The sequence below is a fragment of the Halorubrum coriense DSM 10284 genome (genome assembly GCF_000337035.1).
Classification (GTDB): Archaea; Halobacteriota; Halobacteria; order Halobacteriales; family Haloferacaceae; genus Halorubrum; species Halorubrum coriense.
Window position 1 is genome coordinate 1 of record NZ_AOJL01000060.1, and the last position, 20,599, is coordinate 20,599.

Consider the following 20,599-nt stretch of genomic DNA (forward strand, 5'->3'; position numbering starts at 1 on the left):
GCCATCAGAGATGTGTATAAGAGACAGCCGCGGAGACGAGCGCGATCCCCCACGTCAGGTACTTGATCTTCATCGGGACGACGAAGAAGAGGAGCACCTGCATGTTCGGCCGCCAGACGGTGAGCACGCCGAGGATCGCGAAGCCGGCGCCGCTGGCCCCGAGCACGCCGGTCGACGCCGCGCCCGCGGCGAGCGCGAACAGGATGTGGCCGAGCCCGGCGATCATCCCCGACAGGAAGAAGAACCCGGCGAAGCGCTTCGACCCCACCGCCCGCTCGACGAGCGGGCCGAAGAAGAACAGGACGACGCTGTTGCCGATGATGTGGTAGAGACTGATCGGCGAGTGAGAGAGGACGGCGGTCACCCACGTCCAGACCCGCTGGAGCTCGTTCGCCCGCAGCACGAACAGCTGGTCGTGAAGCGCCGGGCTCACGCCCCAGTACACGACCAACTGCGCGAGGAACGTGACCCACATCGCCAGCAGGATCGTGTACGTCGCGTTCCCCCGGAAGTAGCTCACCAGCCCGCCCGTGCTGGTCTCGCGGTCGACCCGGCGCTTGACGCGGTCGACGACCCCGCCGCCGCCGCCTCGGGCCTCCGCGCCGCCGCCCGCGGACCCGCCCTCGACGCTCTCGTTGAAGCCGCTGTCGAAGACCCCGCCGGGGTCGTCCCACTCGGCGAGCCCCGGACAGTTGTGGTTCTCGGGCAGTCGGTGTTCGGCGCAGAACGTCTGGCCGCACCGTTTACACTGGTACGGGAGGTTCTCGTACTCCCCGCACACGTCGCACGTCGCCATTGCCGACACTTACGCGGGCGGTGGTAAAGCGGTTTGGCTCCATACGTGAGAACGCACCGGGGAGCCGGCGGGGGTCGCGGTAGTTTATATATCGCATTCGACAGCACGGCGACGGCGGATCGCGAATCGTCAGGCGCTCGGTTCTTCATCGCTGCTTCCGCGGAGACCGCCGTCTAAGCCCCAGCCGCTCGTTAATAAATAGTCGGCGACAGATCGACCGCGAACACCGCCAAAGCCCCAGCCGCGAAGCCGCTGTACACTCGCTGTGCTCCTCGCTCGCTTCGCTCACTCACTGCGGTGCTTGCGTCGTCTGTGGCGGCTTCGCGACTGCCCCTTCGAGTCCCACCCGACCGCGCCTCACGCCTCCCCAGCCTCGCCGTTCGCTCCCTTCGGTCACTCACGGCGTCCCTCGCGCGTGCTCCTCGCGGCCGCCTTCGGCGGCCACTCGCCGGCACGCGCCACCGCACCGAGCTAGTTTATAAATGGTTGCCGCAGTCGCGGCCAATTATGTATACATCGTCACTCGCCCGTCTCGCCGTCTCGAAGCCCGTCGACGAGGTTTCGAAGCGTCGCGAGCGGGTACTGCCCCGGCGCGGTCGCGTTCGCGGGGTGGACGGGCGCGTAGCCGATCTTCGAGCCGTAGACCGGGGTGACCGCGCGGGTGTGACGCCCCGGCTCGCACATACACATCGTCGCGACCCGGTGGCCCGCCGCGGTCGCCTCGTGGGTCGCCTCGATCATCGCGAGCGCGTCGCCCGGCGCGGTCGCGGTCGTCGCCAGCTTCCCGACGTCGCCCTCGCTCGCGGCGTCGGCGAGCAGGTCGACGAGCGCGGCGGGCTCCGGGGTGGACTCGAAGTCATGGACCGACGCCACCACCGCGACCCCCGCCTCGCGCGCCGCGTCGCGCAGCGCCGCCGCGTGCGACTCCTCCGCGGGATCCGGGTGCGCCCCGCGCAGCGCGGCGAGTTCGACGTCGACCGCGGCGACCGCGTCGCGGCCGATCGCGTCCGAGAGCGCGTCGTACCGCCCGAGCCCTCCGGCCTCACCGCCCTCCCACGACGCCCGGTTCGTGACGAGCAGCGGGAGGTCGCCCTCGTACGCGTCGAGCTGGGCGAGCGGATCGGTGGCGAGGTCCAGTCGGAACTCCACCGCGTCGGCGTGGTCGCGAGCCGCGGGCTCCTCGGAGAGGTCGGCCGTGCTCGCGGCGAGAACGAACTCCTCGAACATACGCGGGCGTTCCGCGGGTGAGAACTTAGGTGTGTGCCTCCGGGGCGGACCGACCGAGCGGCGGACCCGCGGGTCGCGTCAGGCGACGAGGCCGTCCTCGGCCTCCAGCAGCTCGTGGTATCGGTTGCGGATAGTGACCTCGCTGATGTCGGCCACCTCCGAGACCGCGGCCTGCGTCGTCTTCTCGTTCGTGAGCAGGGCGGCGGCGTAGACGGCGGCCGCGGCGAGGCCCACCGGCGACTTGCCGGAGTGGACGCCCTTCTCCTTGGCGTTGCGGAGGAGGCTCTTCGCGCGCATCTCGGACTCCTCGGAGAGCTCCAGGTCGGAGGCGAACCGGGGGACGTACTGCTCGGGGTCGGCCGGCTTCACTTCGAGCTTCAGCTCGCGGACGACGTAGCGGTAGGTCCGCGCGATCTCCGCCTTCTCGACGCGCGACACGTCGGCGATCTCGTCGAGACTGCGCGGGACGCCGGCCATCCGGGCGGCGGCGTACACGCAGGAGGTGGAGACTCCCTCGATGGAGCGGCCGGGGAGGAGGTCCTCGTCGAGCGCGCGGCGGTAGATGACCGACGCCGTCTCGCGGACGTTGTCCGGGAGCCCCTGCGCGCTGGCCATCCGGTCGATCTCGCCGAGCGCCTGCTTCAGGTTCCGCTCCTTGGAGTCGCGGGTGCGGAACCGCTCGTTCCACTTGCGGAGCCGCTGCATCTTCTGGCGCTGGCGCGCGCCGAGCGACCGGCCGTACGCGTCCTTGTCGCGCCAGTCGATGTTCGTCGAGAGCCCCTTGTCGTGCATCGTGTTGGTCGTCGGGGCGCCGACGCGGCTCTTCTCGTCCTTCTCGCGGGAGTCGAACGCGCGCCACTCCGGGCCGCGGTCGACCGAGTCCGCCTCGACGACGAGCCCGCAGTCGCTACAGACCGTCTCCCCGTGTTCCTCGTCGTTGATGACGTGGCCGCCGCACTCCGGGCAGCTGAGTGTCTCGTCAGTGTTCTCCGATTCCTCCTCGTTCGTCTCCGTTCGGGAGCGACTCCCCCGTGTGTGTAGTCGTTCACTCATAGCTCGGTTGCCCCCGGAAACTGAAACTGCCCGAGAGCGATCTTACGTTACCGTCGGCGGAACACAACTTAAAACGACCGGAACGTGTCGCCCGGATCTCGACAAAAGAACACGATCTATCACGTGTTTTCGCCGGTCTCTCGATCGGCGCTCCCTCGCCCGCCGGCGCTGCGTTCGGCCCCGTCGGCGTTCGCCTCCCTCCCCCGCCTCGCCCCCGGGACCGAAACGGTTGAGACGGTCGCGGCCGGATCGGACGCCATGTCCGCCCCCCGCGTCGTCTCGCTCGCGCCGAGCGCGACCGCGACCGTCGCCGCGCTCGGCGCGGCCGACCGCTTCGTCGGCGTCACCGCCCACTGCGACCTCCCGGACGGTTCCGCCGCCGGGTCGGCGCACGGCCCGGACGCCCCGACCGCCGTCGGCGGCTGGCTGAACCCCGACCTCGACCGCGTCGCCGCCCTCGACCCCGACGTCGTCCTGACGAGCGACGCGCTACAGGCCGACCTAGCCACCGACTGCCGCGACCGCGGCTTCGACGTCGCGCACCGCGAGCCCGCGACCCTCGACGACGCCCTGGACGGGTTCGCGGCCCGCGGGAGCGACGTGGGCCGGCCCGACGCGGGCGAGCGACTCGCGGCCGACGCCCGCGACCGACTCGACCGGATCGCCGAGCGCGTCGCCGGCCGCCCCCGACCGACCGTCTACTGCGAGGAGTGGTCCGACCCGCCGATGGCGGCCGGCAACTGGGTCCCCGACGCGGTCCGCGCCGCGGGCGGCCGCTACCCGTTCGTCGACCCGGGGGAGCGCTCCCGCGAGGTCGACCCCGCCGCCGTCGAGCGGGCCGACCCGGACCGCGTCGTCGTCCACGTCTGCGGGCACGGTGACCGCGTCGACCCCGCCGGCGTCGCCGAGCGGGACTGGATCGACGCCCCGGTGAGCGTGGTCGACGACTCGCTCCTGAACCAGCCGAGCCCCGCCCTGATCGACGGCGTCGAGCGGCTGGCGCGCTTGCTCCATCCCGAGGCGTTTTCGGCCGCGGCCGACGACGCCCGCACATGACGACCCTGCGAGTCGGCGTCGGCAGCGGCAACCCGGTGAAGCGGCGCGCGGTCGAACTGGCGCTCGGCGCGGCGGCGGACGACGACCTCCCCGGCGGCCCGACCGGGGTCGCGGTCGAGTCGATCCCCGTCGACTCCGGCGTGAGCGAGCAGCCGACGGGCCACGCGGAGACGGTCGCGGGGGCTGAGAACCGAGCGACGGCCGTCCTCGGAGCCCGACGAGGCGACGCGGACGGCGACGGGGGGTCCGGCGGCGACGCGTCGTACGACCTCGGCGTCGGGATCGAGGGCGGGGTCGCGGGGTTCGACGGGACCGACGACCGCTACCTGATCATGTGGGCGGCGGTGACCGACGGCGACCGCGTCGGCCGCGGAGCCGGCCCGAGCGTCGCGCTCCCGGCGGACGTCGCCGCCCGCATCGACGACGGGGCGGAGCTCGGCCCCGTGATGGACGACCGCCTCGACACCGACGGGATCGCGGAGCGCGGCGGCGCGGCGGGCGCGCTCACGAACGGCCGCGTCGACCGCGCCGAGGCGCTCGCGGCCGGGGTGAGCGGCGCGCTCGGCCCGTTCGTCACCGCCCTGTACTGACCCTTCCGCGTCGCCGCCGCGGTTCGAAGACCGTACCCAAACCCGCCGCTGGGCGGGGACTCTCGCCCGCCTCACCGCGGAAAACCGCACGATAGCGGCGTGTTAACCCGACCTACCAACCGCCTTATGCTGAGCGGTGACGTGGTACCCGTATGAGCACGGCTCACTCGGACGCGGTCGTAGCCGAACCGGCCGGCCTCTCCGCGAAACAGGCGCGTATCCTGCGGTACCTCCGCGAGAACGCCGCCGACCGGACGTACTTCAAGTCGCGGCTGATCGCCGACGACCTCGACCTCTCGGCGAAGGAGGTCGGGGCGAACATGAGCGCGGTCGTCGACGCCGCCACCGACATTGACGTCGAGAAGTGGGGGTACTCTTCCGGGACGACGTGGATGGTCACGACCTGAGCCGGTCCCGCCGGACTCAGGGGTCGTACGCGACCAGCGACGCGGCGTCGTCGGCGAACGCGACCGCCTCGGCGTCGAAGGAGTCGGCGTACCGGACGACGAGCGTGAGCAGTCGCTCCGGCTCGGTCAGCGCGTAGCCGTCGGTCCGGTCGAGGAGCCCGGCGTCCTCCAAGCCGGCGGCCGCGGCGCTTATCGTCGGCCGCGAGACGCCGAGGGCGGCCGCGAGGTCGGCCCCCGTCGCGTCCGGGTCGCGCAACAGCGCGAGGACCATCCCGCGCGGCGTTTCCCGGCGGAGGTAGCCGAGCGCCCGCTTGTCGGTCTCGTCGAACCGGCCCGCCGGGAAGTACCGGCGGTAGTCGGCGTCTTTCACCGACTCGACCGCGCCCGCCGCTTCGAGCTTCCGGAGGTGGTACTGCGCCTCCCCGGTGCCGAGACGGAGGTCGTCGCGGAGCTTCGAGAAGTGCGCGCCGGGGGTCGTCGGCACGTAGCCGCGGATCGCCTCCCTGGTCTCGTTCGTGTCCTCGCTCCCGGCGTCCGCACTCGCGGTGCCGACGAACGGTGCGGCCGCTCCGACCGCGGCGAAACGGCGGAGCGTCTCGCGTTTCCGTCCGTCGAACCCCTCTGTCACGGCGAGTAGTAATCTGCGCCTCGACAAAAACACTTCGTTCGCGTCAGTTCACCGCGGAGAATCGACGGCTCGACCGCGCTTCGCGTCGATCAGCGCTCCTTCTCCACTTCGGCGGCCGCCTCCTCGTCGTCCATCTCTTGGATGACCTCGTCCGCGGACCTGATACTCGCGCCGGCGTCGCCCGCCTTCACGGCCTCGGCCTCCTTCTCTAACTCCTCGACGTTCATCTCGGCGGACTCCTCGATCTGGCCGAGGATCTCGTCGATGTCGTCGAGGCCGAGCATCTTCCGCGTGTCGGCGTCGAACTCCTTCCCGTCGAGCCCCTCCATCTCCTGGACGTCGGAGCCGGAGAGGGCCTTGCCGTAGCGGCCGACGAGGCTGGTGAGCTCCTGGGGGAGGACGAAGGTGGTCGACTCGCCCTTGCCGATCTCCTCTAAGGTCTCCATGCCGCGCTCGATGATGGCGCGCTCGCCCATCGACTCGGCGGAGCGGGCGCGGAGGACCGTCGAGATGGCGTCACCCTGCGCCTCGAGGATCTGCGACTGCTTTTCACCCTGCGCGCGGATGATGTTGGACTGCTTGTCACCCTCGGCCTGCTCGACCGCGGAGCGGCGTTCACCCTGCGCTTCGAGGATCATCGCGCGGCGNATGTTGGACTGCTTGTCACCCTCGGCCTGCTCGACCGCGGAGCGGCGTTCACCCTGCGCTTCGAGGATCATCGCGCGGCGGCGGCGCTCGGCGGAGGTCTGCTGCTCCATCGCCTGCTGGACGTCCTTCGAAGGGTTGACCTCGCGGACCTCGACGCTCTCGACGCGGATCCCCCACTCGTCGGTCGGCTCGTCGAGCTCCTTGCGGATCTTCGCGTTGATCTCTTGGCGCTTGTTCAGCGTGTCGTCGAGCTCCATGTCCCCGAGGACGGCGCGGAGGGTGGTCTGCGCGAGGTTCGACACGGCCTTCTTGTAGTCGTCGACCTCCAGGAAGGCCTTCTTCGCGTCCATCACCTTGATGTAGACGACCGCGTCGGCGGTCACCGGGGAGTTGTCACGGGTGATCGCCTCCTGACGGGGGACGTCCAGCGTCTGCGTCCGCATGTCGAACGGGTACGTGCGGGAGACGAACGGCGGGATGAGGTTGATACCCGGTTCGAGCAGCTTGCGGTACTCGCCGAAGACGGTGAGCGTCTTCTTCTCGTAGGCGTCGACGATCTCGAACGACTGCCAGAGCGTGACGACGACGAGCAGGAGCGCCAGCAGCCCGACGCCCACGAGCCCGAAACCGAGTTGGAGGGGAATCACGTCCATACTCTCCGTTTAGGGCATCGCACGCTTAATAGTTCGCCCGCCGGGGGCTCACCGGCGCGCCGTCCCCCGGTCGTCACGCGCGGACGACGACTTCCCGCCGGCGAACTCCCGGCGGGCGGGCCTCACTCGCCGTCGAACCGCGCGGCGACGTTCTCCAGCGCCGCCCGGAGCTGTCGCTCGTTGAACCGTCGGATCACGGGAGAGCCGACCCTCGTGAGAGCGTTCTCCGGCAGGCCGTACGTCGCGGCGTACGTCAGCTCCGTGCCGCCGTCGGCGGGTTCGAGCCGCAGGTCGATGGTGCCGGTGAGCCGCCCCCGAAGCTCGAAGACGTGGCGCGCGGGCGGCTCGTGGACGGTCTGGACGATCTCGCCGTCGATCCCGATCCCCGCCATCCGGTAGGTGTAGGAGAGTCGTTTCCCGCCGTTCGCCAGCGGCTCGACGTCCCGAACGTCCGTGAGGCCCGGCGTGATCGCCGCGTGGTTGGCCGGGTCGTCGAGGAACGCGAACACGGTCTCGGGGGCGGCCGCGACGAGGATCGTATCGCTCGCGGCGAACGGGTCGTCGTCCGCGACGGACGCGCTCCCCGCGTCGTCCCGACCGGTCCGGTCGCCGCCCGACGCCGGTCGGTCGTCGGTCACGAGCTGACGCCCCCGCCGGTTGGCTCGCGGCTCATCAGTTCGACCGCGGGTTCACGTACGCCTCGACCAGCTTCCGCTCCGCGGCGCGGAGGTGCTGGTGGAACGTCTGTCGGGTGATCCCCATCCGCTCCGCGATCTCCGACCCGTCGACCGGCCGCGGCCACTCGAAGTAGCCGTTCAGCTCGGCGGTCTTCAGCGCGGCGCGCTGCCGCTCGGTGAGGCGCTCGTCGACCGCCGCCGCGAACTCCGCGACGGTGCGGTCCCGGCTCTCGCGCTCGACGCGCGAGCGGAGTTCGACGCCCTCGTACTCGTCGCGGAACACGTCGAGGATCGACCGGACGTCGTGTTCTGGCGGGGCCTCGATGGTCAGGGTCGCCACGTCCGCCGTGGCGGTCGCCTCGGAGACGACGACGCCGTGGTCGGCCAACTGCGTGAGCGGCGGCGACTCCGTGACGGTGACGGCGAAGCTGGCACCGTCGTTCGTCTCCGAGACCGTCCGCATCGACTCGACCAGCGGGAGCGACTCCACTCGGTCGAGGTTCAGGCCCTCGCCGTCGACGCGGAAGTACAGCTCGCAGGCGTCGTCGTCGAGCCGCGTCGTCCCGAGGTGCGTGACCTCCCTGCCGACGGCGTCGGCGATCTGCGCGAGCGACGCGGTGGGGTCGCGGACCCCGACGACGATCTCGACGACCCGGTCGGTCGTGAGGATCTTCGTCGTCTCCAGCGAGTGGAGGCCGTTCGCGATCATCTTCCCGACCGAGTCGCACACCTTCCGCTCCCGGCGGTCGAGCACGTCCGCGCCGCTGCCGTAGATCCCCAGCAGGCCGTACCGGCGCTCCCCGTAGGTGAGCGGGACGACGAGGAGTCGCCGGCCGCCGGCGCTCTCCGGTTCGAGCGGCCCGTCGGACGCGTGGTCCATCGATCCGGTGCGGAGCTCCTCGCTCTCGAGCGCCTCTCGGACTTCCGCGGGCGTCTCGTCGAGGTCGAACGTCGCGCCCGCCTCGACCGACAGGCCGCTCGCGGCGCGTATCTCGAGTTTCCCGGTCGCCGAGGAGACGTCGCCGATCCAGCCGCCGGCGTATCCCGGTTCGCCGGCGATGACCTCGCACACGCGCTCCGGGATGACGCTCGGGTCCCGGTTCTCGACCAGAATGCGGCTGATGTCGCTGAGCAGTCCGTTCACCCGCCCGAGAACCCTGTCGAGCGAGCGCCGCTCCGTCGCGAGCTTCTCCGCGCGCTCCTGTGCGAGCCGCTCCGCCTCCTTCCGCTCGCTGACGTCGTTCTGGAAGCCGACGTAGTGGGCCAGTCCGCCGTCCTCGTCGTATATCGGCGCGACCGTCAGCTCGTTCCAGAACGGCGTCCCGTCGCGCCGGTAGTTCCGGATCTCGACGGTCACCTCCTCCTCGTTACCGAGCGCCTCCGCGATCTCCTCGACGGTCTCCGGGTCCGTCCCCGGTCCCTGGAGGAACCGCGGGTTACGGCCGAGCGCCTCCTCGACCGGGTAGCCGGTGTGGTCCTCCCAGGCGTCGTTGACGTACACGAGCGGGTAGTCGGAGAGGTCCGGATCGCTGATGCTGATCCCGATCGGCGCGTCCTCGACGGCTCGCGTCACCTCTCCCGCGGACGGTTCGTGCTCGGAGACGTCCTGCCGCGGCTCCGAGGTCGGAACCCCCGAGCAGACGGTCGAGACGTCCGAGACCAGCCGGTCGATCGACGCCGACCCGTTCTTCTGGAGGAACCGGTCGACCCCGTTCTCGAAGGCGGCCTCCGGGACGCCCTCCTCGTCCGTCTCCGTGAACATCACGACCGGCACGCCGGCGTCGGACTCTTCGATCGCGGTCGCGAGGGCGACCCCGTCGTCGCCGGCCAGCGTGTACTCGCTGACGACGCAGTCGTACTCCCCGGTGGTCGCCTTCGCGACCGCGGAGGCCGCGGTGTCCGTGCGGGTCACGTCGAACCCCGCGGCACCGAGCGCCGTCTCGATCCGATCGCTCCCCTCCTCCGGGTGGACGAGGAGAGCCCGAGCGTTCGCCATGACCATCCGTTCACACCGATACGGGTTAATGGTTGCCGGTCTTTCGCGGGGCCGAACATCGGCCGACCGGCCGACCGACGGGGGTCGCCCCGACTCGACTGTCCAGTTAGGCCATGGTTACTTGACGGTCGGTGGGCGTGAGATCGACGTATGGTGTCGACTCCCCCCTTCGCAGGGACATCTCCCGCCCGAACCCGCGAACGATGAACGTGCGCGTTCCGGTGCGAGAGCCGCCCACGTCCGTCCCCGGCGACCGGATCGGCCTCCCGGACGCCGTCCTCGCCGACCTCGGGATCGGCCTCGGCGACTCGGTCGTCGTCGAGGGCGCGCACCGCGTCGTCGCCTCCGTCGTCGCGGTCGACGGCGGGCCGGAAGCCGTCTTCGTGCCCGAGCGACTCCGTCGCACCGCCGGGCTCGAACCGGGCGACACCGCGACCGTGGGGGTGTCGGACCTCCCGGTCGCGTCGTCGCTCACCCTGCGACTCCGGCAGTCGGTCGACCTCGAACGGAGCGAGGACGCCATCCGCCAGCGACTCGACCGCCGCGTGGTCGCGGTCGGCGACGAGGTCGAGGTCACCCGCCTCGGCGGCGCGCTCACGCTCCGGTTCGACGTGCGGACCGTGGCCCCCTCCTCGCCCGCCGTCGTCGGCGGCGAGACCGAGATCACCGTCGCGGACGACGACGGGAAACCGGCCGTCGTCGACGAGTCCCCTAGGAGCGACGCCGAGGACGTCGTCGAGACCGCGACGTTCGAACGGCTCCGAGAGGTGGTCTCGACCCGGTTCGACGCGGCGGAGACCTTCGAGTCGGCGGGCTCGCCGACGCTCGGGCTGCTCCTCCACGGGCCGCGCGGATCGGGGAAGACGACGCTCGTCGAGGCCGTCGCGGCCGTGACCGGCGCGAGGCTTGTCCGCGTCTCCGCTGCGCGCCTCCGGGGCGAGCGCGCCGGCGACCAGTCCGACCAGCTCGACCGCGTGGTCGAGGCCGTCGCGGCCGGCGAGCCGACCGTGGTCCTCCTCGACGACCTCGAAGCGCTCGGGGCCGACGACGGCGGCGGCGCGCTGGCAGACCGGTTTCGGTCGACCCTCGACGAGCTCCGCGCAGTCGACCGGACGGTCGTGATCGGCGCGACGACCGACCGCGGCGGCGTGCCGTCGGCGCTGCGCCGCGGCGGGCGGTTCGACCGCGAGATCGCGGTGGAGCCGCTGACGACCGCGGAGCGGCGCGCCGCGCTCGAATCGCTGTGCGAGGGCGCACCGCTCGCGATGGACGTCGACTTCGAGGCCGTCGCCGCGCGGCTCAACGGGTACGTGTTCGCCGACCTGGCAGTCCTCGCGGACGCCGCCCTGGAGCGGGCGGTCTGCCGCGAGGGCCGCACCGCGGTCCGGATGGCCGACTTCGACGCCGCGGTCGACGACACCGAGCCCACCGGACTCCGCGAGGTCACGGTCGAGTTCCCCGCGGTCGGCTGGGACGAGGTCGGCGGGCTCGACGAGGCCAAACGCGAGCTGGTGCGCGCGGTGTACTGGCCCCTAGAGTACGCCGACCGCTTCGCCGCGATGGGGATCGATCCCCCGTCCGGCGTGCTCCTCTACGGCCCGCCGGGGACCGGGAAGACGCTGCTCGCGCGCGCGGCGGCGAGCCTCAGCGACGCGAACTTCATCCCGGTGAACGGGCCCGAGCTGCTCGACAAGTACGTCGGCGCGAGCGAGCAGGCGGTCCGCGACCTGTTCGCCACCGCCCGGGAGAACGCGCCCGCCGTGGTCTTCTTCGACGAGGTCGACGCCATCTCGCCGAAGCGCCGGGGCGACGACACGGGGGCCGGCGAGCGCGTGGTGTCGCAGCTCCTGACCGAACTCGACGGGCTGGAGCCGCTGACCGACGTCGTGGTGATCGCGGCCACGAACCGCCCGGACAACATCGACGAGGCGCTGCTCCGGCCCGGCCGAATCGAGAAGGCGGTCGAGACGCCGCTCCCGGACCGGGACGCCCGCCGAGAGATACTGGGCATTCACGCGCGGGAGATGCCGGTCGCGTCCGGCGTCGACTTCGACGCCCTCGCCGACCGCACCGCCGGGTACAGCGGCGGCGACCTCTCGGCGCTGGTCCGGGAAGCCGGGCTGCTCGCGATCGAGGACGCCATCGTCGACGACGGGCCGCCCGTCGAGCCGACGGTCGGGCCCGACCACTTCGAGCGCGCCTTGGCCGAGACGTCGCCGTCGACCCGCGACGGCCGCGCCGACGCCGAACGATCGTCTGAGTGAGTTCGCCCGCCGGTACAGCGCCGACGGCCCCGAACGTCCCTGACGATGTTCTCGCGACGTCGATGACGCTTGCGCGGCAGCGACGACGTTTCGGCGACGGCGGCGGGCCGCCGCGCGGTCTACTCCTCGTGGAGGTTGAGAACGAAGTACGCGACGCCGACCATCGCGAGTAGCTCCAACGCCGCCATCGTCCAGAACGTCACGCCGAATCCCGCGCGCGATTCGAACGTCGGGATCAGGAAGATCCCGGAGAGGGCGATCACGAGGCAGACGGCGAGCCCGACGACGGACCGCGTGTTCAGCACCGGTGTCTCTTGAGTATTGGTGTCAGTCATGTCGAAAAATGATCGGTGAAAACGGTTTGAACCGTGCGGTTCGGTCGCGTCGGGTCGGCCTGCCGATCAGTCCGCGGCGGAGGCGTCGGCCCCGGCCGACGGCTCGGGGGCCTCGGTCTCGCCGAGGATCGCGCGGCTACGGAGCAGGACGAACCCGAATCCGACCTTCGCGGTCACGTCGAGGACCATGAACGCCAGGGTCTCGACGCCCAGACCGACGACGCCGGCGCCCTCGGTCCCGACAATCCACAGGATCGGGTACGCCGTCCAGAGGACGGCGACCAGTGCGGTCAGCGTGTTGAAGGTACTCTGGACCTCTTCAGAGCGCTGCGCGGCGGCGCTGCGCAGACTCGTCAGGAGGTAGTACAGCACGAACAGGAACGCGATCGTGCTGAACAGCCACCAGGTGTACCGCGCGAGCGGCGTCTTCGAGAGCGCGCCGATGAGACCGGTGACGATCATCAGCGCGTCGACGCCGATGAGCGTCCCGATGCTGACGCGGTCAACCTTCGCCAGCAGGGCGAGGTCGAGCAGCAGCAGCGGCGTCGTGAACAGCCAGTCCGCGTACCGGGCGTAGTAGATGTCGAGCACCGCTCCGCTGGCGAGTTCGACTTCGGTCACACCGATGCCGAAAAACATCGCCAGATACGCGGCCGACGCGATCCCCGGCACGAGGATGGTGATCGCGTAGTACTCACGGGCCTCCTTATCCGTTACGCCCCACCCCTGGGCGATGAAATAGAAGGTCCCGATGATCATTAGTAGCGTGCCGATACCCAACCAGAGTGTCTCGGGACGACCATCGCCGAGGAGGTCGAATCCCGCCTGTAGCGCTATCGGGTCCATACCCATATCTACATATAGCATATACCCTATTCAGATCGATGCCAACCCAGTCAGGTACGGGCGTCCCCCGGCGGCCGATCGCGGGAGTGCTTCGCCGGTCGCGTTCCGCGGCACATCGCCCACCAAGGGGAACGTAGTCGGCCCGAAAGTAATGACCCTGGGGCTCCACGGATGTCGTATGGCAGACGACGACATCGAGGCCGAAGCGGAATCGACCACAGAAACCACCGCGGAGCGAGAGGCGGAAACGGAGACCGCCGAGGATGTCTCCATCGACGTCGAGGCGATCGACGCGTACGAGCAGCGGATCGAGGAGCTGTCCACCGCGGTCGAGGAGCGCGACGAGACCATCGAAGAACTCAGGTCCGTCGTGGAAGAGCAGTCGGAGCAGATCGACAAGCTCGAAGACCAGTTCCTCGACCTGTCCGCTCGCGTCGCCGACGGTCGGAACCTCGGCGTCTGCCCCGAGTGTAACGGGCCCACCGAGAAGAAGGAGCGCCTGTTCAGGTCTGACACGATCGAGTGTACACGCTGCGGCGAAGTGATCCACACGTACTGACCGCGCCCGCGTGCGAAGACCGAACCAACATCGCTCGTTCGGGCCGCCGACCACCGGCATCGCTCGTTCGGGCCGCCGGCCGTCACAACTCGGGCCGCCGACGCCGACCGCCGCGCAGCGGTCTTATAAAATACCCAATAATGACGACGAGGCCCTAACCCCGTAACGACCGTACATACGACCATGGCTACGTCGACGGCGAGTCCGGTGCGGCGGCTTCTCGGTGAACCGGAACGGACGGCAATCGGCGCGTCCCGCGCGGCGTTGCTCTTGCTCGCGGTCGGGTTCGGCGCGCTGTCCGCGGCCGGGACCGAGGTGTCGCTCCGGACCCAGATGATCGCGTACCTCGTCGGGATGGTCGCCCTGAACCTCCCGCACGGGGGGTACGAACACTTCTCGAACCTCCGGCGGCGGGGGCTCCCGTTCGGCGCGCGGTACGTCGCGCTCTACCTCGGCTTCGTCGCGTCGTTCGTGGCGCTGTTCGTCGTCGCGCCGCTGCCCGCCCTCGCGCTCGCGTTCGGCACGGCGGTCGCGAAGGGCGGGCACGGCGGCCTCCACGTGATGGACGCGCTGGTCGGCACCGAGCATCTCCCGACCAAGCCGCAACGGGCGCTCGCCGCCCTGATCCGCGGCGGGGCCGTGATGATCGTCCCCGCCGTCTTCTGGACCGAGACCTACTACAGCTTCACCGGCATCATGCTGGGCGTCTTCGACGGCCGGCTCGCCGGCCCGGCCGCCTCGAACCCCGAGGCGTTCACCACGGCGCTCGGCGCGGTCTTCGGGCTCGGCGTGGTCGCCCACCTCGGCGGCGGTCTCGTCACCAGCCTGCGCTCGACCGGCGGCGTCAGTCGGTCGTGGCTCCTCGACGCCGCGGAGACGCTGCTGCTCGTCGCGTACTTCGCGCTCGTGCCCGTCGTGGTCGCCATCGGGCTCTACTTCCCGCTGTGGTACTCGATCCGGCAGTCGGCGCGGAGCATGGTCGTCGAACGGGAGCAGCCGGACCGGACCGAGGGCGTCTCGCTCGTCGTCGCGTGGGGGGTCCTCGTCGTCGGCGCGCTGATCACGGCGACCGTCGCGGCCGGTCTGTGGACCGTCGCGCCGAACCCCCTCGCCGGCGGGTCGCTCCTCTCGGGCGCGGTCGCCTTCTACACCATCTTCGTCTGCGTCATCGCGATGCCGCACGTCGTCGTCGGCGAGTGGCTCGACTTCGGGCGCGGCATCTGGTACGTGCCCTGACCGCGGGCGCGCCCGTCGGCGAGACGCTCGTTCGTTCGACCCGAACGGCCCGCGGTCGACGAGATAACAAGCCCTAAAACCCGGCTCGTCGACCGATACGGTATGCCTCTGCGGTTCGCACGGCGGCTCGGGCTCGCGGACGCGGTGACCGTGGCCAACGCCGCCGTCGGCTTCCTCGCCGTCGTCGCCGCCACGGTCGACGTCGCGCTCGCGGCCCGACTCGTGCTCCTCGCCGCGGTCGCGGACGGGCTCGACGGCGTCGTCGCCCGCCACCGCGGGTCGACGCCGGCCGGCCCGTACCTCGACTCGTTAGCGGACGTCGCGTCTTTCGGCGTCGCTCCCGCCGCGCTCGTGGCCGCGGTCGTCCGAGACGGGCGCTCGCTCGCGACGGACCCCGTCCTCGTCGCCGCCGGGATCGGCGCGGGCGCGCTGTTCGTCGCCGCCGCGGTCGCCCGGCTTGGGCTCTACACCGTCGACGAGGACGGGGCGCGGGAGACGGTCGGCGTCCCGACCACGCTGGCCGCGACGGTGCTCGCGGCGGCCGTCATCGCGGGCTACACCGCCCCGCCGCTCCTCGTCGGGGCGACGGCGGCGTTCGCGCTGCTCATGGGGTCGACGGTACGGTACCCCGACCTCCACGCGCAGGACGCGCTCGTGATGGGCGTCGTTCAGGCGGCGGTGATCCTCACCCCCGCCGGCCACATGGCGACGGGCGCGCTCCCGGCGTGGATCGGCGAGGGGTTCGCGTTCGCGCTGCTGTTCCTCTCTTCCGGCTACCTCCTCCTCGGCCCGCGCTTCTACTGGGGCGACGGCATTCAGGCCCCGCCGAGCCTCCGCCGGTGAGTTCGGAGCGGCCCGACGACCGAGGTCCGGCGACGACGGATCCGGCGGCAGCGCGACGGTTTCGGGTCGACGACGGCTTCGGGGCGGGGTGACGGCTTCCGGTAGGACGGCACACCCGAGGGTAGGCAGCCGAAGAAACTCGCAGTAACGAGCGGTCGACGAGTTCGGGTCGCCGAGCGCTTACAGCAGGTCGTCGAACTCTTTGTACCGGGTGATGTCGACGCCGTCATCGGTGACGACGGCGACGTTGATCCCGTTCCCGGAGGCCAGGTCGCGCTCGACGGCGGACTGGATCGCCTTCGCGGCGATGGTCTTCGCCTCGTCGATGCTGACCTCGTCGTCGTACTCCTGCTCTAAGACACCGAGCGCGTACTGCGACCCGGAGCCGGTGACGGTGTACTCCTCCTCGGTCGTGCCGCCGAGGGCGTCGATGGAGTAGATGTGCGCGCCCTCGTCGTCGACGCCGCCCAGGATCGGCTGGACGACGAAGAACGCCCCGGAGCGGAGCAGGTTCCCGGTCAGGGTCGACAGCGCCTCCATCGACATGTCCTTGCTGCGGCGAGCCTCGTAGAGACTCGTCTCGGCGCGGAGCGTCGAGATGAGGTTCTGCGCCGCCGAGACGGAGCCGGCGATGGTCAGGGCGCCGCGCGGGTGGATCTCCTCGACCTTCTGGACATCCTTCGAGGAGACCATGCCGCCGAGGGAGGCGCGCATGTCGGTCGCCATCACGACGCCGTCCTCGGCCTTGATGCCGACGGTCGTGGTCCCGGTCTTCATCTCGCCCTCGCCGTCCGCCTTCGCGGCGCGGCGTTCGCTGTGTTCGAACTCGCCGAGCTCAGGTCCGAAGACGGGCTGGTCGCGGCCGAGGTCGGCGGCGGGCCCGTCGGAGAGGTCGCCAGTCGGTGTTCGCATTACGCCTTCATTCGCCCGGCGCGCAGATAAAGGCAACCCTTCGGGGGCCGCCGACCGGTTCCGACGGGCCTATCCGTCGCCGGGTCGCGACCGACCGACTGCGAGGGGAGACGCGGGGCCGAGGAAGAGCGGTGACGGGGTCGCGACACCCGGCGCGAGCGGTCTCGCCGTCGCTCGGCGTCGGGTCGGCCACGGAGAACGAGCTACTATCGTCGCGCGATCACTCCTCGTCGACGGCCTCGGTGGTCGTCTCGACGAGCCGACCGACGGGGACGTTGACGCCGAGGTACTGACGCGCGAAGACGGCCACCGGGAACAGCGAGATCCCGACGGCGACGGTCGCTTGGTGCAGCCCGAAGAGGGCCGCGGTACGGATGCGGTCGAACATTGGACTTCTGTCACACCCCATCAGGGGGATATATAAATATCTTCCGTGGCTCGCGTCGAGGCTACCCCGCCGCTGTCGTGCGATTTCGGGTCGTCGATTAACGATCCTGAAACTTCTCCCGCTCCGCGTCGATCGACGCGTATCCCAAGCCGGTCGGACCGCGTTTATTCCCATAACTTACGAGAATCTACGGCGGCTCGTGCGCCTCGCATCGACGCCTCTCGCACGGCGCGGCGCGACCCCTCCGACCGGGGCCCGGGCTGCGTCGCCCCGGCCCGGACCGAACGGGATTTAACCGAGTGCGCGCCTATCGTGTCGCGTGAAGAACGTCACGGACCAGATCCGGAACCCGTTCGGGATGCGGCCCGACTGCCCCTCGTTCGTCCCGGGTTACGGCGACGCCAACGCCGACTTCCACGTCGTGGGCGACCGCCCCGGCGTCCACGGCGGGACCGCGGCGGGAGTTCCCTTCACCGGCGAGCCGTGGTCGCCGGCGTTCCTGTCGACGCTCTCCGAGGCCGGACTGATCGCGGGGCTCGCGGCGGGCGTCGCCCGCGACGGCGTCGCGACCGACGGCGACCCGACCGCGGTCGACCCCGTCCGAACCGACCGGACGTTCCTCTCGTACCTCCACATGTGCGAGGGCGAGTCGGTCCCGGACGAGGGGTCGTACGACGACATGGAGCGGTTCTTCGACGCCGAGCTCCGCGCCATCGCGGCCCACGTCCTGCTCCCGGTGGGCGCGCGAGCGACCGAACACGTCTTAGAGACGTACACCGCGCGGGCGTGGAAGACCGAGATCGACATGGACGCGCTCCACGGCGAGGAGCTGCTCGGCGCGGGCTGGCTGGTCGTGCCGGTGAAAGACCCCGCCGATTGGACCGACGGCGACGCCGACCGGCTCGTCGGGTCGCTCCGAGAGCTCCGGTCGACCGACTTCCGCCGCGAGAGCGACCTCGGTCGGTTCGTCGCGGGCCACGACCCGTACCTCGTCCGCTGACGTCGCGGCCGCTCGCGGTCACCGCGAACCGGGCGGCTTCCGCTCGGATGGACGTGCGTTTTCTCCGGCAAAGCGAGTCGCCAATGCGCGGATCCGGCAGTAATCGGTCGGCTCCGCGAACGATCGTTTCCTGCCCGCGCCCGAACGTGTCATATTTGTCGCTACTGCCCGTATTTTATATCCGTCCTGTCGATCTATCCACAGACGCCCGGTCGATCGGGCGTCGGCCGCAGGACTGGTACTCCACGCGGCGACTTGGTCAGTTCCGGCCCTCTCCGGCCGGTTTTTCCTCGGCGCACAGCGCCGCGACGTACTTATCGACGTGGTCGTCCATCCGTCGCTTGTAGCCGGCCCGCCGCGCGAGCCGGTCGAGCTCGCGGGAGACGTACGTGCCGTACTGGACCGCCTTCTTGTCCGCGGTCCGGACCGACTCCGGGACGCGTCCGGCCGCGACGCGCCGGAGCGCGACCTTGCGCTCGTCGCCGCCGACGAGCAGGTCGTCCGGGAGCGCCAGCGCGGCGGCGACCACGCGGTCGTCGAGCAGCGGCGTCGCGGGCTCGACGCCCGCGGCGCGGAGCGCGAGCACGTCCCGCTCCAGCTGGTCGGGCAGCGTGCGGACGGTCTCGGTCCGCGCGCCGCGGACGGTGTCGGCCTCGACCCGCGGGTCCTCGGCGGGGTCGACGACCTTGCTGTAGCCGCCGAACAGCTCGTCGGCCCCTTGCCCGACGGCGAGCCGGTCGACCCCGTCGGCCGCGGCCGCCTCGGCCGTCAGGAACAGCGGCACCGCGATGGCGACGTCCATCGGGTTCCGCCGGCCGGTCGCGGCCGCGACCGCGCGGACGGCGCGGGTGAGGTCGTCGTGCGTTATCTCGACGACCCGGAGGTCGCGGCCCATCGCCTCCGCGGCCGCGCGCGCGGCGCTCACGTCGTGGCTCCCCTCGAAACCGGCGACGTAGCAGGGTGCCTCGGGGGCGGCGGCCGCGACGAGCCCGGAGTCGACGCCGCCGGAGAAGGCCACCGCGAGATCGCCGCCGTCGGTCTCGGCGGCGCGCGCGCCGGGCGCGAGGTCGCCGAGCGCCGCGCTCACCGCGTCCTCGACCGCCGCCAGCGCCGCCTCCCGGTCCGTGGTCGCCCCCGGTTCCGGGAGCCGCCAGACGCGCTCCGTGCCGGTCGCCGAGACGACGACGCCGGCCGGGACCGGCTCCGGGTCGTCGAGCGCGCCGCGGTCGAAGTCCCACGCGCCGGGCGCGGTCGGTCGCCGATCCGCCTCCGGATCGCGAGCCTCGCGCTCGACGAACACCGGCTGCCGGCCGAGGACGTCGCGGACGAGGACCGGCCCCTCGCGGTCCGGCGGATCGGCGAGCAGGCCGGCGAAGCCGCACCCGCCGGGGAGGGGGTCGCCGTCGCGGAGGGCGGCGCGGACGCGGTCCGCGGCTAGGCCGCGGAGCGTCGAGTCCCCGTCCGTCGGGGAGTCCTGCGGCGACATCGGAGTCACCGGATCGCGTCGATGGCGCGGAGCGCGCGGCGCTTGGCCCCCCCGCCGAACTGCCTGAGCGAGACCCGCCACGGCGTGCGCTTCCCGACGACGCTCGTCCGGCCGTCGGCGATGCCGTCGAGTATCGCGGCCGCGGAGCGCTCGTCCGCGCCCACCTCCGTCACCGCCTGCCCGACCATCTCGGAGATGTGGGCGTCGCTGCCGGCGGTCATCGGGAGGCCGTTGCGGACGGCGAACTTCTCCGCCTGTCGGTTCGAGCGCCCGGTGAACAGCCGGGAGTTGTACACTTCGAGGGCGTCGGCGCTCGCGAGCTGCTCGTTGCTGACGTGCGCGGCGACGCCGTGGCGGGACTTCTGGAAGGGGTGGGGGACGACCGCGATCCCGCCCTGGTCGCGGATCCGGTCGAGCGTCTCGTCGAACGGGAGGCCGCTCTCGACGCGCTCCTCGATGCCGAACGCGAGGACGTGGCCAACCGCCGAGGTCACCTCCATGCCGACGATGCCGACGAGGCCGTAGTCGGGGGCCTTCTCGGCCGCCTCGATGCTGGCGTCTATCTCGTCGTGGTCGGTGACGGCGAGCGCGTCGAGCCCGACCGCGGCCGCCTGCTCCAAGAGGAGGTCGACCGGGTCGCGCCCGTCGTACGACAGCGCGGAGTGCGCGTGGAGCTCGACCGATAGCACGTCCCCCGATTCGAGCGTGGTCATAAAAAGCGCCCCGGTTCGAGCCCGTTCCCGTCGATTCGCGGCGGCTGAACCCCGATACGGCGATGTGATACTCACCCGTCCATCGCGGTGGTGCGTGCCGCCGAGCGGCCGAAGGACGCGAGGAGCACGCGCGAGGGAGTCGGTCGCCGAGCGGAGCGACGGCGACCGACGAGGCTGGGGAGGTGTGAGGCGCGGTTGCCGTGCGGTGGGCTGGGGCTCAAAGGGNGGAGCGACGGCGACCGACGAGGCTGGGGAGGTGTGAGGCGCGGTTGCCGTGCGGTGGGCT

At 71.2% G+C, this 20,599-nt stretch carries 20 protein-coding genes and 1 pseudogene; 8 read left to right on the top strand and 13 right to left on the bottom strand.

Features of this window, described 5'->3' with window-relative positions; genetic code table 11:
• Positions 1–22 precede the first annotated feature (22 nt).
• The 3 genes and pseudogenes from C464_RS13445 to C464_RS13455 form a co-directional block, all read right to left on the bottom strand.
• Positions 23–796 (bottom strand): annotated as a pseudogene (locus C464_RS13445) (rhomboid family intramembrane serine protease); the annotation flags it as partial.
• Between the two features lie 519 nt (positions 797–1,315).
• Positions 1,316–2,023: a type I 3-dehydroquinate dehydratase gene (locus tag C464_RS13450; RefSeq protein ID WP_006114297.1), complete on the bottom strand. Its 708-nt coding sequence runs from the start codon at positions 2,021–2,023 to the stop codon at positions 1,316–1,318.
• Positions 2,024–2,101: 78 nt separating this feature from the next.
• Positions 2,102–3,076 (bottom strand): transcription initiation factor IIB, encoded by a 975-nt coding sequence (locus tag C464_RS13455; RefSeq protein ID WP_006114298.1) that lies wholly within the window; start codon positions 3,074–3,076, stop codon positions 2,102–2,104.
• Between the two features lie 258 nt (positions 3,077–3,334).
• Between C464_RS13455 and C464_RS13460 the strand changes: the two genes are divergently transcribed.
• The 3 genes from C464_RS13460 (at position 3,335) to C464_RS13470 (ending at position 5,129) form a co-directional block, all read left to right on the top strand.
• Positions 3,335–4,132, top strand: a complete 798-nt coding sequence (locus C464_RS13460) for a cobalamin-binding protein (protein WP_006114299.1) — start codon at positions 3,335–3,337, stop codon at positions 4,130–4,132.
• The gene (locus C464_RS13465; protein WP_006114300.1) at positions 4,129–4,722 is read left to right on the top strand and encodes a DUF84 family protein; all 594 of its coding nucleotides are present in this window, start codon (positions 4,129–4,131) and stop codon (positions 4,720–4,722) included. Before C464_RS13460 ends, C464_RS13465 begins: the two co-directional genes overlap by 4 nt.
• A gap of 152 nt (positions 4,723–4,874) precedes the next feature.
• Complete coding sequence (locus C464_RS13470; protein ID WP_006114301.1) at positions 4,875–5,129, top strand: DUF7123 family protein; 255 nt, start codon at positions 4,875–4,877, stop codon at positions 5,127–5,129.
• A 16-nt stretch (positions 5,130–5,145) separates the two neighbouring features.
• On the opposite strand, the gene C464_RS13475 is transcribed toward C464_RS13470, so the two are convergent.
• The 4 genes from C464_RS13475 to C464_RS13490 form a co-directional block, all read right to left on the bottom strand.
• Complete coding sequence (locus C464_RS13475) at positions 5,146–5,757, bottom strand: winged helix-turn-helix transcriptional regulator (RefSeq protein ID WP_006114302.1); 612 nt, start codon at positions 5,755–5,757, stop codon at positions 5,146–5,148.
• An 89-nt stretch (positions 5,758–5,846) separates the two neighbouring features.
• Positions 5,847–7,058, bottom strand: coding sequence for an SPFH domain-containing protein (locus tag C464_RS13480; protein ID WP_006114303.1), 1,212 nt, complete (start codon positions 7,056–7,058; stop codon positions 5,847–5,849).
• Between the two features lie 122 nt (positions 7,059–7,180).
• Positions 7,181–7,594: an SRPBCC family protein gene (locus C464_RS13485; protein ID WP_049911240.1), complete on the bottom strand. Its 414-nt coding sequence runs from the start codon at positions 7,592–7,594 to the stop codon at positions 7,181–7,183.
• 136 nt (positions 7,595–7,730) lie between these two features.
• Entirely contained in the window at positions 7,731–9,731 is a 2,001-nt protein-coding gene (locus C464_RS13490) for a bacterio-opsin activator domain-containing protein (protein WP_049911186.1), read from the bottom strand.
• 203 nt (positions 9,732–9,934) lie between these two features.
• Between C464_RS13490 and C464_RS13495 the strand changes: the two genes are divergently transcribed.
• Positions 9,935–11,995, top strand: a complete 2,061-nt coding sequence (locus C464_RS13495; RefSeq protein ID WP_006114306.1) for an AAA family ATPase — start codon at positions 9,935–9,937, stop codon at positions 11,993–11,995.
• Between the two features lie 119 nt (positions 11,996–12,114).
• Here C464_RS13495 and C464_RS13500 read toward each other — a convergent pair whose 3' ends face one another.
• A complete protein-coding gene (locus C464_RS13500; RefSeq protein ID WP_193366020.1) occupies positions 12,115–12,330 on the bottom strand; it encodes a hypothetical protein in 216 nt (71 codons plus the stop codon).
• Positions 12,331–12,396: 66 nt separating this feature from the next.
• Entirely contained in the window at positions 12,397–13,176 is a 780-nt protein-coding gene (locus C464_RS13505) for a bacteriorhodopsin (protein ID WP_080510461.1), read from the bottom strand.
• Positions 13,177–13,354: 178 nt separating this feature from the next.
• Between C464_RS13505 and C464_RS13510 the strand changes: the two genes are divergently transcribed.
• The 3 genes from C464_RS13510 (at position 13,355) to C464_RS13520 (ending at position 15,814) form a co-directional block, all read left to right on the top strand.
• Entirely contained in the window at positions 13,355–13,735 is a 381-nt protein-coding gene (locus tag C464_RS13510) for a SlyX family protein (protein ID WP_006114309.1), read from the top strand.
• Positions 13,736–13,918: 183 nt separating this feature from the next.
• Entirely contained in the window at positions 13,919–14,971 is a 1,053-nt protein-coding gene (locus C464_RS13515) for a Brp/Blh family beta-carotene 15,15'-dioxygenase (protein ID WP_049911188.1), read from the top strand.
• Between the two features lie 102 nt (positions 14,972–15,073).
• Entirely contained in the window at positions 15,074–15,814 is a 741-nt protein-coding gene (locus C464_RS13520) for a protein sorting system archaetidylserine synthase (protein WP_006114311.1), read from the top strand.
• 180 nt (positions 15,815–15,994) lie between these two features.
• On the opposite strand, the gene psmB is transcribed toward C464_RS13520, so the two are convergent.
• Positions 15,995–16,726 carry an archaeal proteasome endopeptidase complex subunit beta gene (gene psmB / locus C464_RS13525; protein WP_006114312.1) on the bottom strand — a complete coding sequence of 244 codons (732 nt, stop codon included), beginning with the start codon at positions 16,724–16,726 and terminating at the stop codon, positions 15,995–15,997.
• 220 nt (positions 16,727–16,946) lie between these two features.
• Entirely contained in the window at positions 16,947–17,114 is a 168-nt protein-coding gene (locus C464_RS19295; protein WP_006114313.1) for a hypothetical protein, read from the bottom strand.
• A gap of 319 nt (positions 17,115–17,433) precedes the next feature.
• Between C464_RS19295 and C464_RS13530 the strand changes: the two genes are divergently transcribed.
• Positions 17,434–18,114, top strand: coding sequence for a uracil-DNA glycosylase family protein (locus C464_RS13530; RefSeq protein WP_006114314.1), 681 nt, complete (start codon positions 17,434–17,436; stop codon positions 18,112–18,114).
• Positions 18,115–18,373: 259 nt separating this feature from the next.
• Here the strand turns inward: C464_RS13530 and C464_RS13535 are convergent, their stop codons facing one another.
• Entirely contained in the window at positions 18,374–19,600 is a 1,227-nt protein-coding gene (locus C464_RS13535) for an asparagine synthase C-terminal domain-containing protein (RefSeq protein WP_006114315.1), read from the bottom strand.
• A 5-nt stretch (positions 19,601–19,605) separates the two neighbouring features.
• Positions 19,606–20,289, bottom strand: coding sequence for a PHP domain-containing protein (locus C464_RS13540; RefSeq protein WP_049911242.1), 684 nt, complete (start codon positions 20,287–20,289; stop codon positions 19,606–19,608).
• Positions 20,290–20,599: the final 310 nt, after the last annotated feature.

Coding starts and splice junctions, on each gene's coding strand:
- C464_RS13520 (WP_006114311.1), top strand. CDS start 15,074: ATGCCTCTGCGGTTCGCACGGCGGCTCGGGCTCGCGGACGCGGTGACC.
- C464_RS13495 (WP_006114306.1), top strand. CDS start 9,935: ATGAACGTGCGCGTTCCGGTGCGAGAGCCGCCCACGTCCGTCCCCGGC.
- C464_RS13490 (WP_049911186.1), bottom strand. CDS start 9,731: ATGGCGAACGCTCGGGCTCTCCTCGTCCACCCGGAGGAGGGGAGCGAT.
- C464_RS13460 (WP_006114299.1), top strand. CDS start 3,335: ATGTCCGCCCCCCGCGTCGTCTCGCTCGCGCCGAGCGCGACCGCGACC.
- C464_RS13500 (WP_193366020.1), bottom strand. CDS start 12,330: ATGACTGACACCAATACTCAAGAGACACCGGTGCTGAACACGCGGTCC.
- C464_RS13465 (WP_006114300.1), top strand. CDS start 4,129: ATGACGACCCTGCGAGTCGGCGTCGGCAGCGGCAACCCGGTGAAGCGG.
- C464_RS13470 (WP_006114301.1), top strand. CDS start 4,875: ATGAGCACGGCTCACTCGGACGCGGTCGTAGCCGAACCGGCCGGCCTC.
- C464_RS13450 (WP_006114297.1), bottom strand. CDS start 2,023: ATGTTCGAGGAGTTCGTTCTCGCCGCGAGCACGGCCGACCTCTCCGAG.
- C464_RS13505 (WP_080510461.1), bottom strand. CDS start 13,176: ATGGACCCGATAGCGCTACAGGCGGGATTCGACCTCCTCGGCGATGGT.
- C464_RS13535 (WP_006114315.1), bottom strand. CDS start 19,600: ATGTCGCCGCAGGACTCCCCGACGGACGGGGACTCGACGCTCCGCGGC.
- psmB (WP_006114312.1), bottom strand. CDS start 16,726: ATGCGAACACCGACTGGCGACCTCTCCGACGGGCCCGCCGCCGACCTC.
- C464_RS19295 (WP_006114313.1), bottom strand. CDS start 17,114: ATGTTCGACCGCATCCGTACCGCGGCCCTCTTCGGGCTGCACCAAGCG.
- C464_RS13455 (WP_006114298.1), bottom strand. CDS start 3,076: ATGAGTGAACGACTACACACACGGGGGAGTCGCTCCCGAACGGAGACG.
- C464_RS13515 (WP_049911188.1), top strand. CDS start 13,919: ATGGCTACGTCGACGGCGAGTCCGGTGCGGCGGCTTCTCGGTGAACCG.
- C464_RS13510 (WP_006114309.1), top strand. CDS start 13,355: ATGGCAGACGACGACATCGAGGCCGAAGCGGAATCGACCACAGAAACC.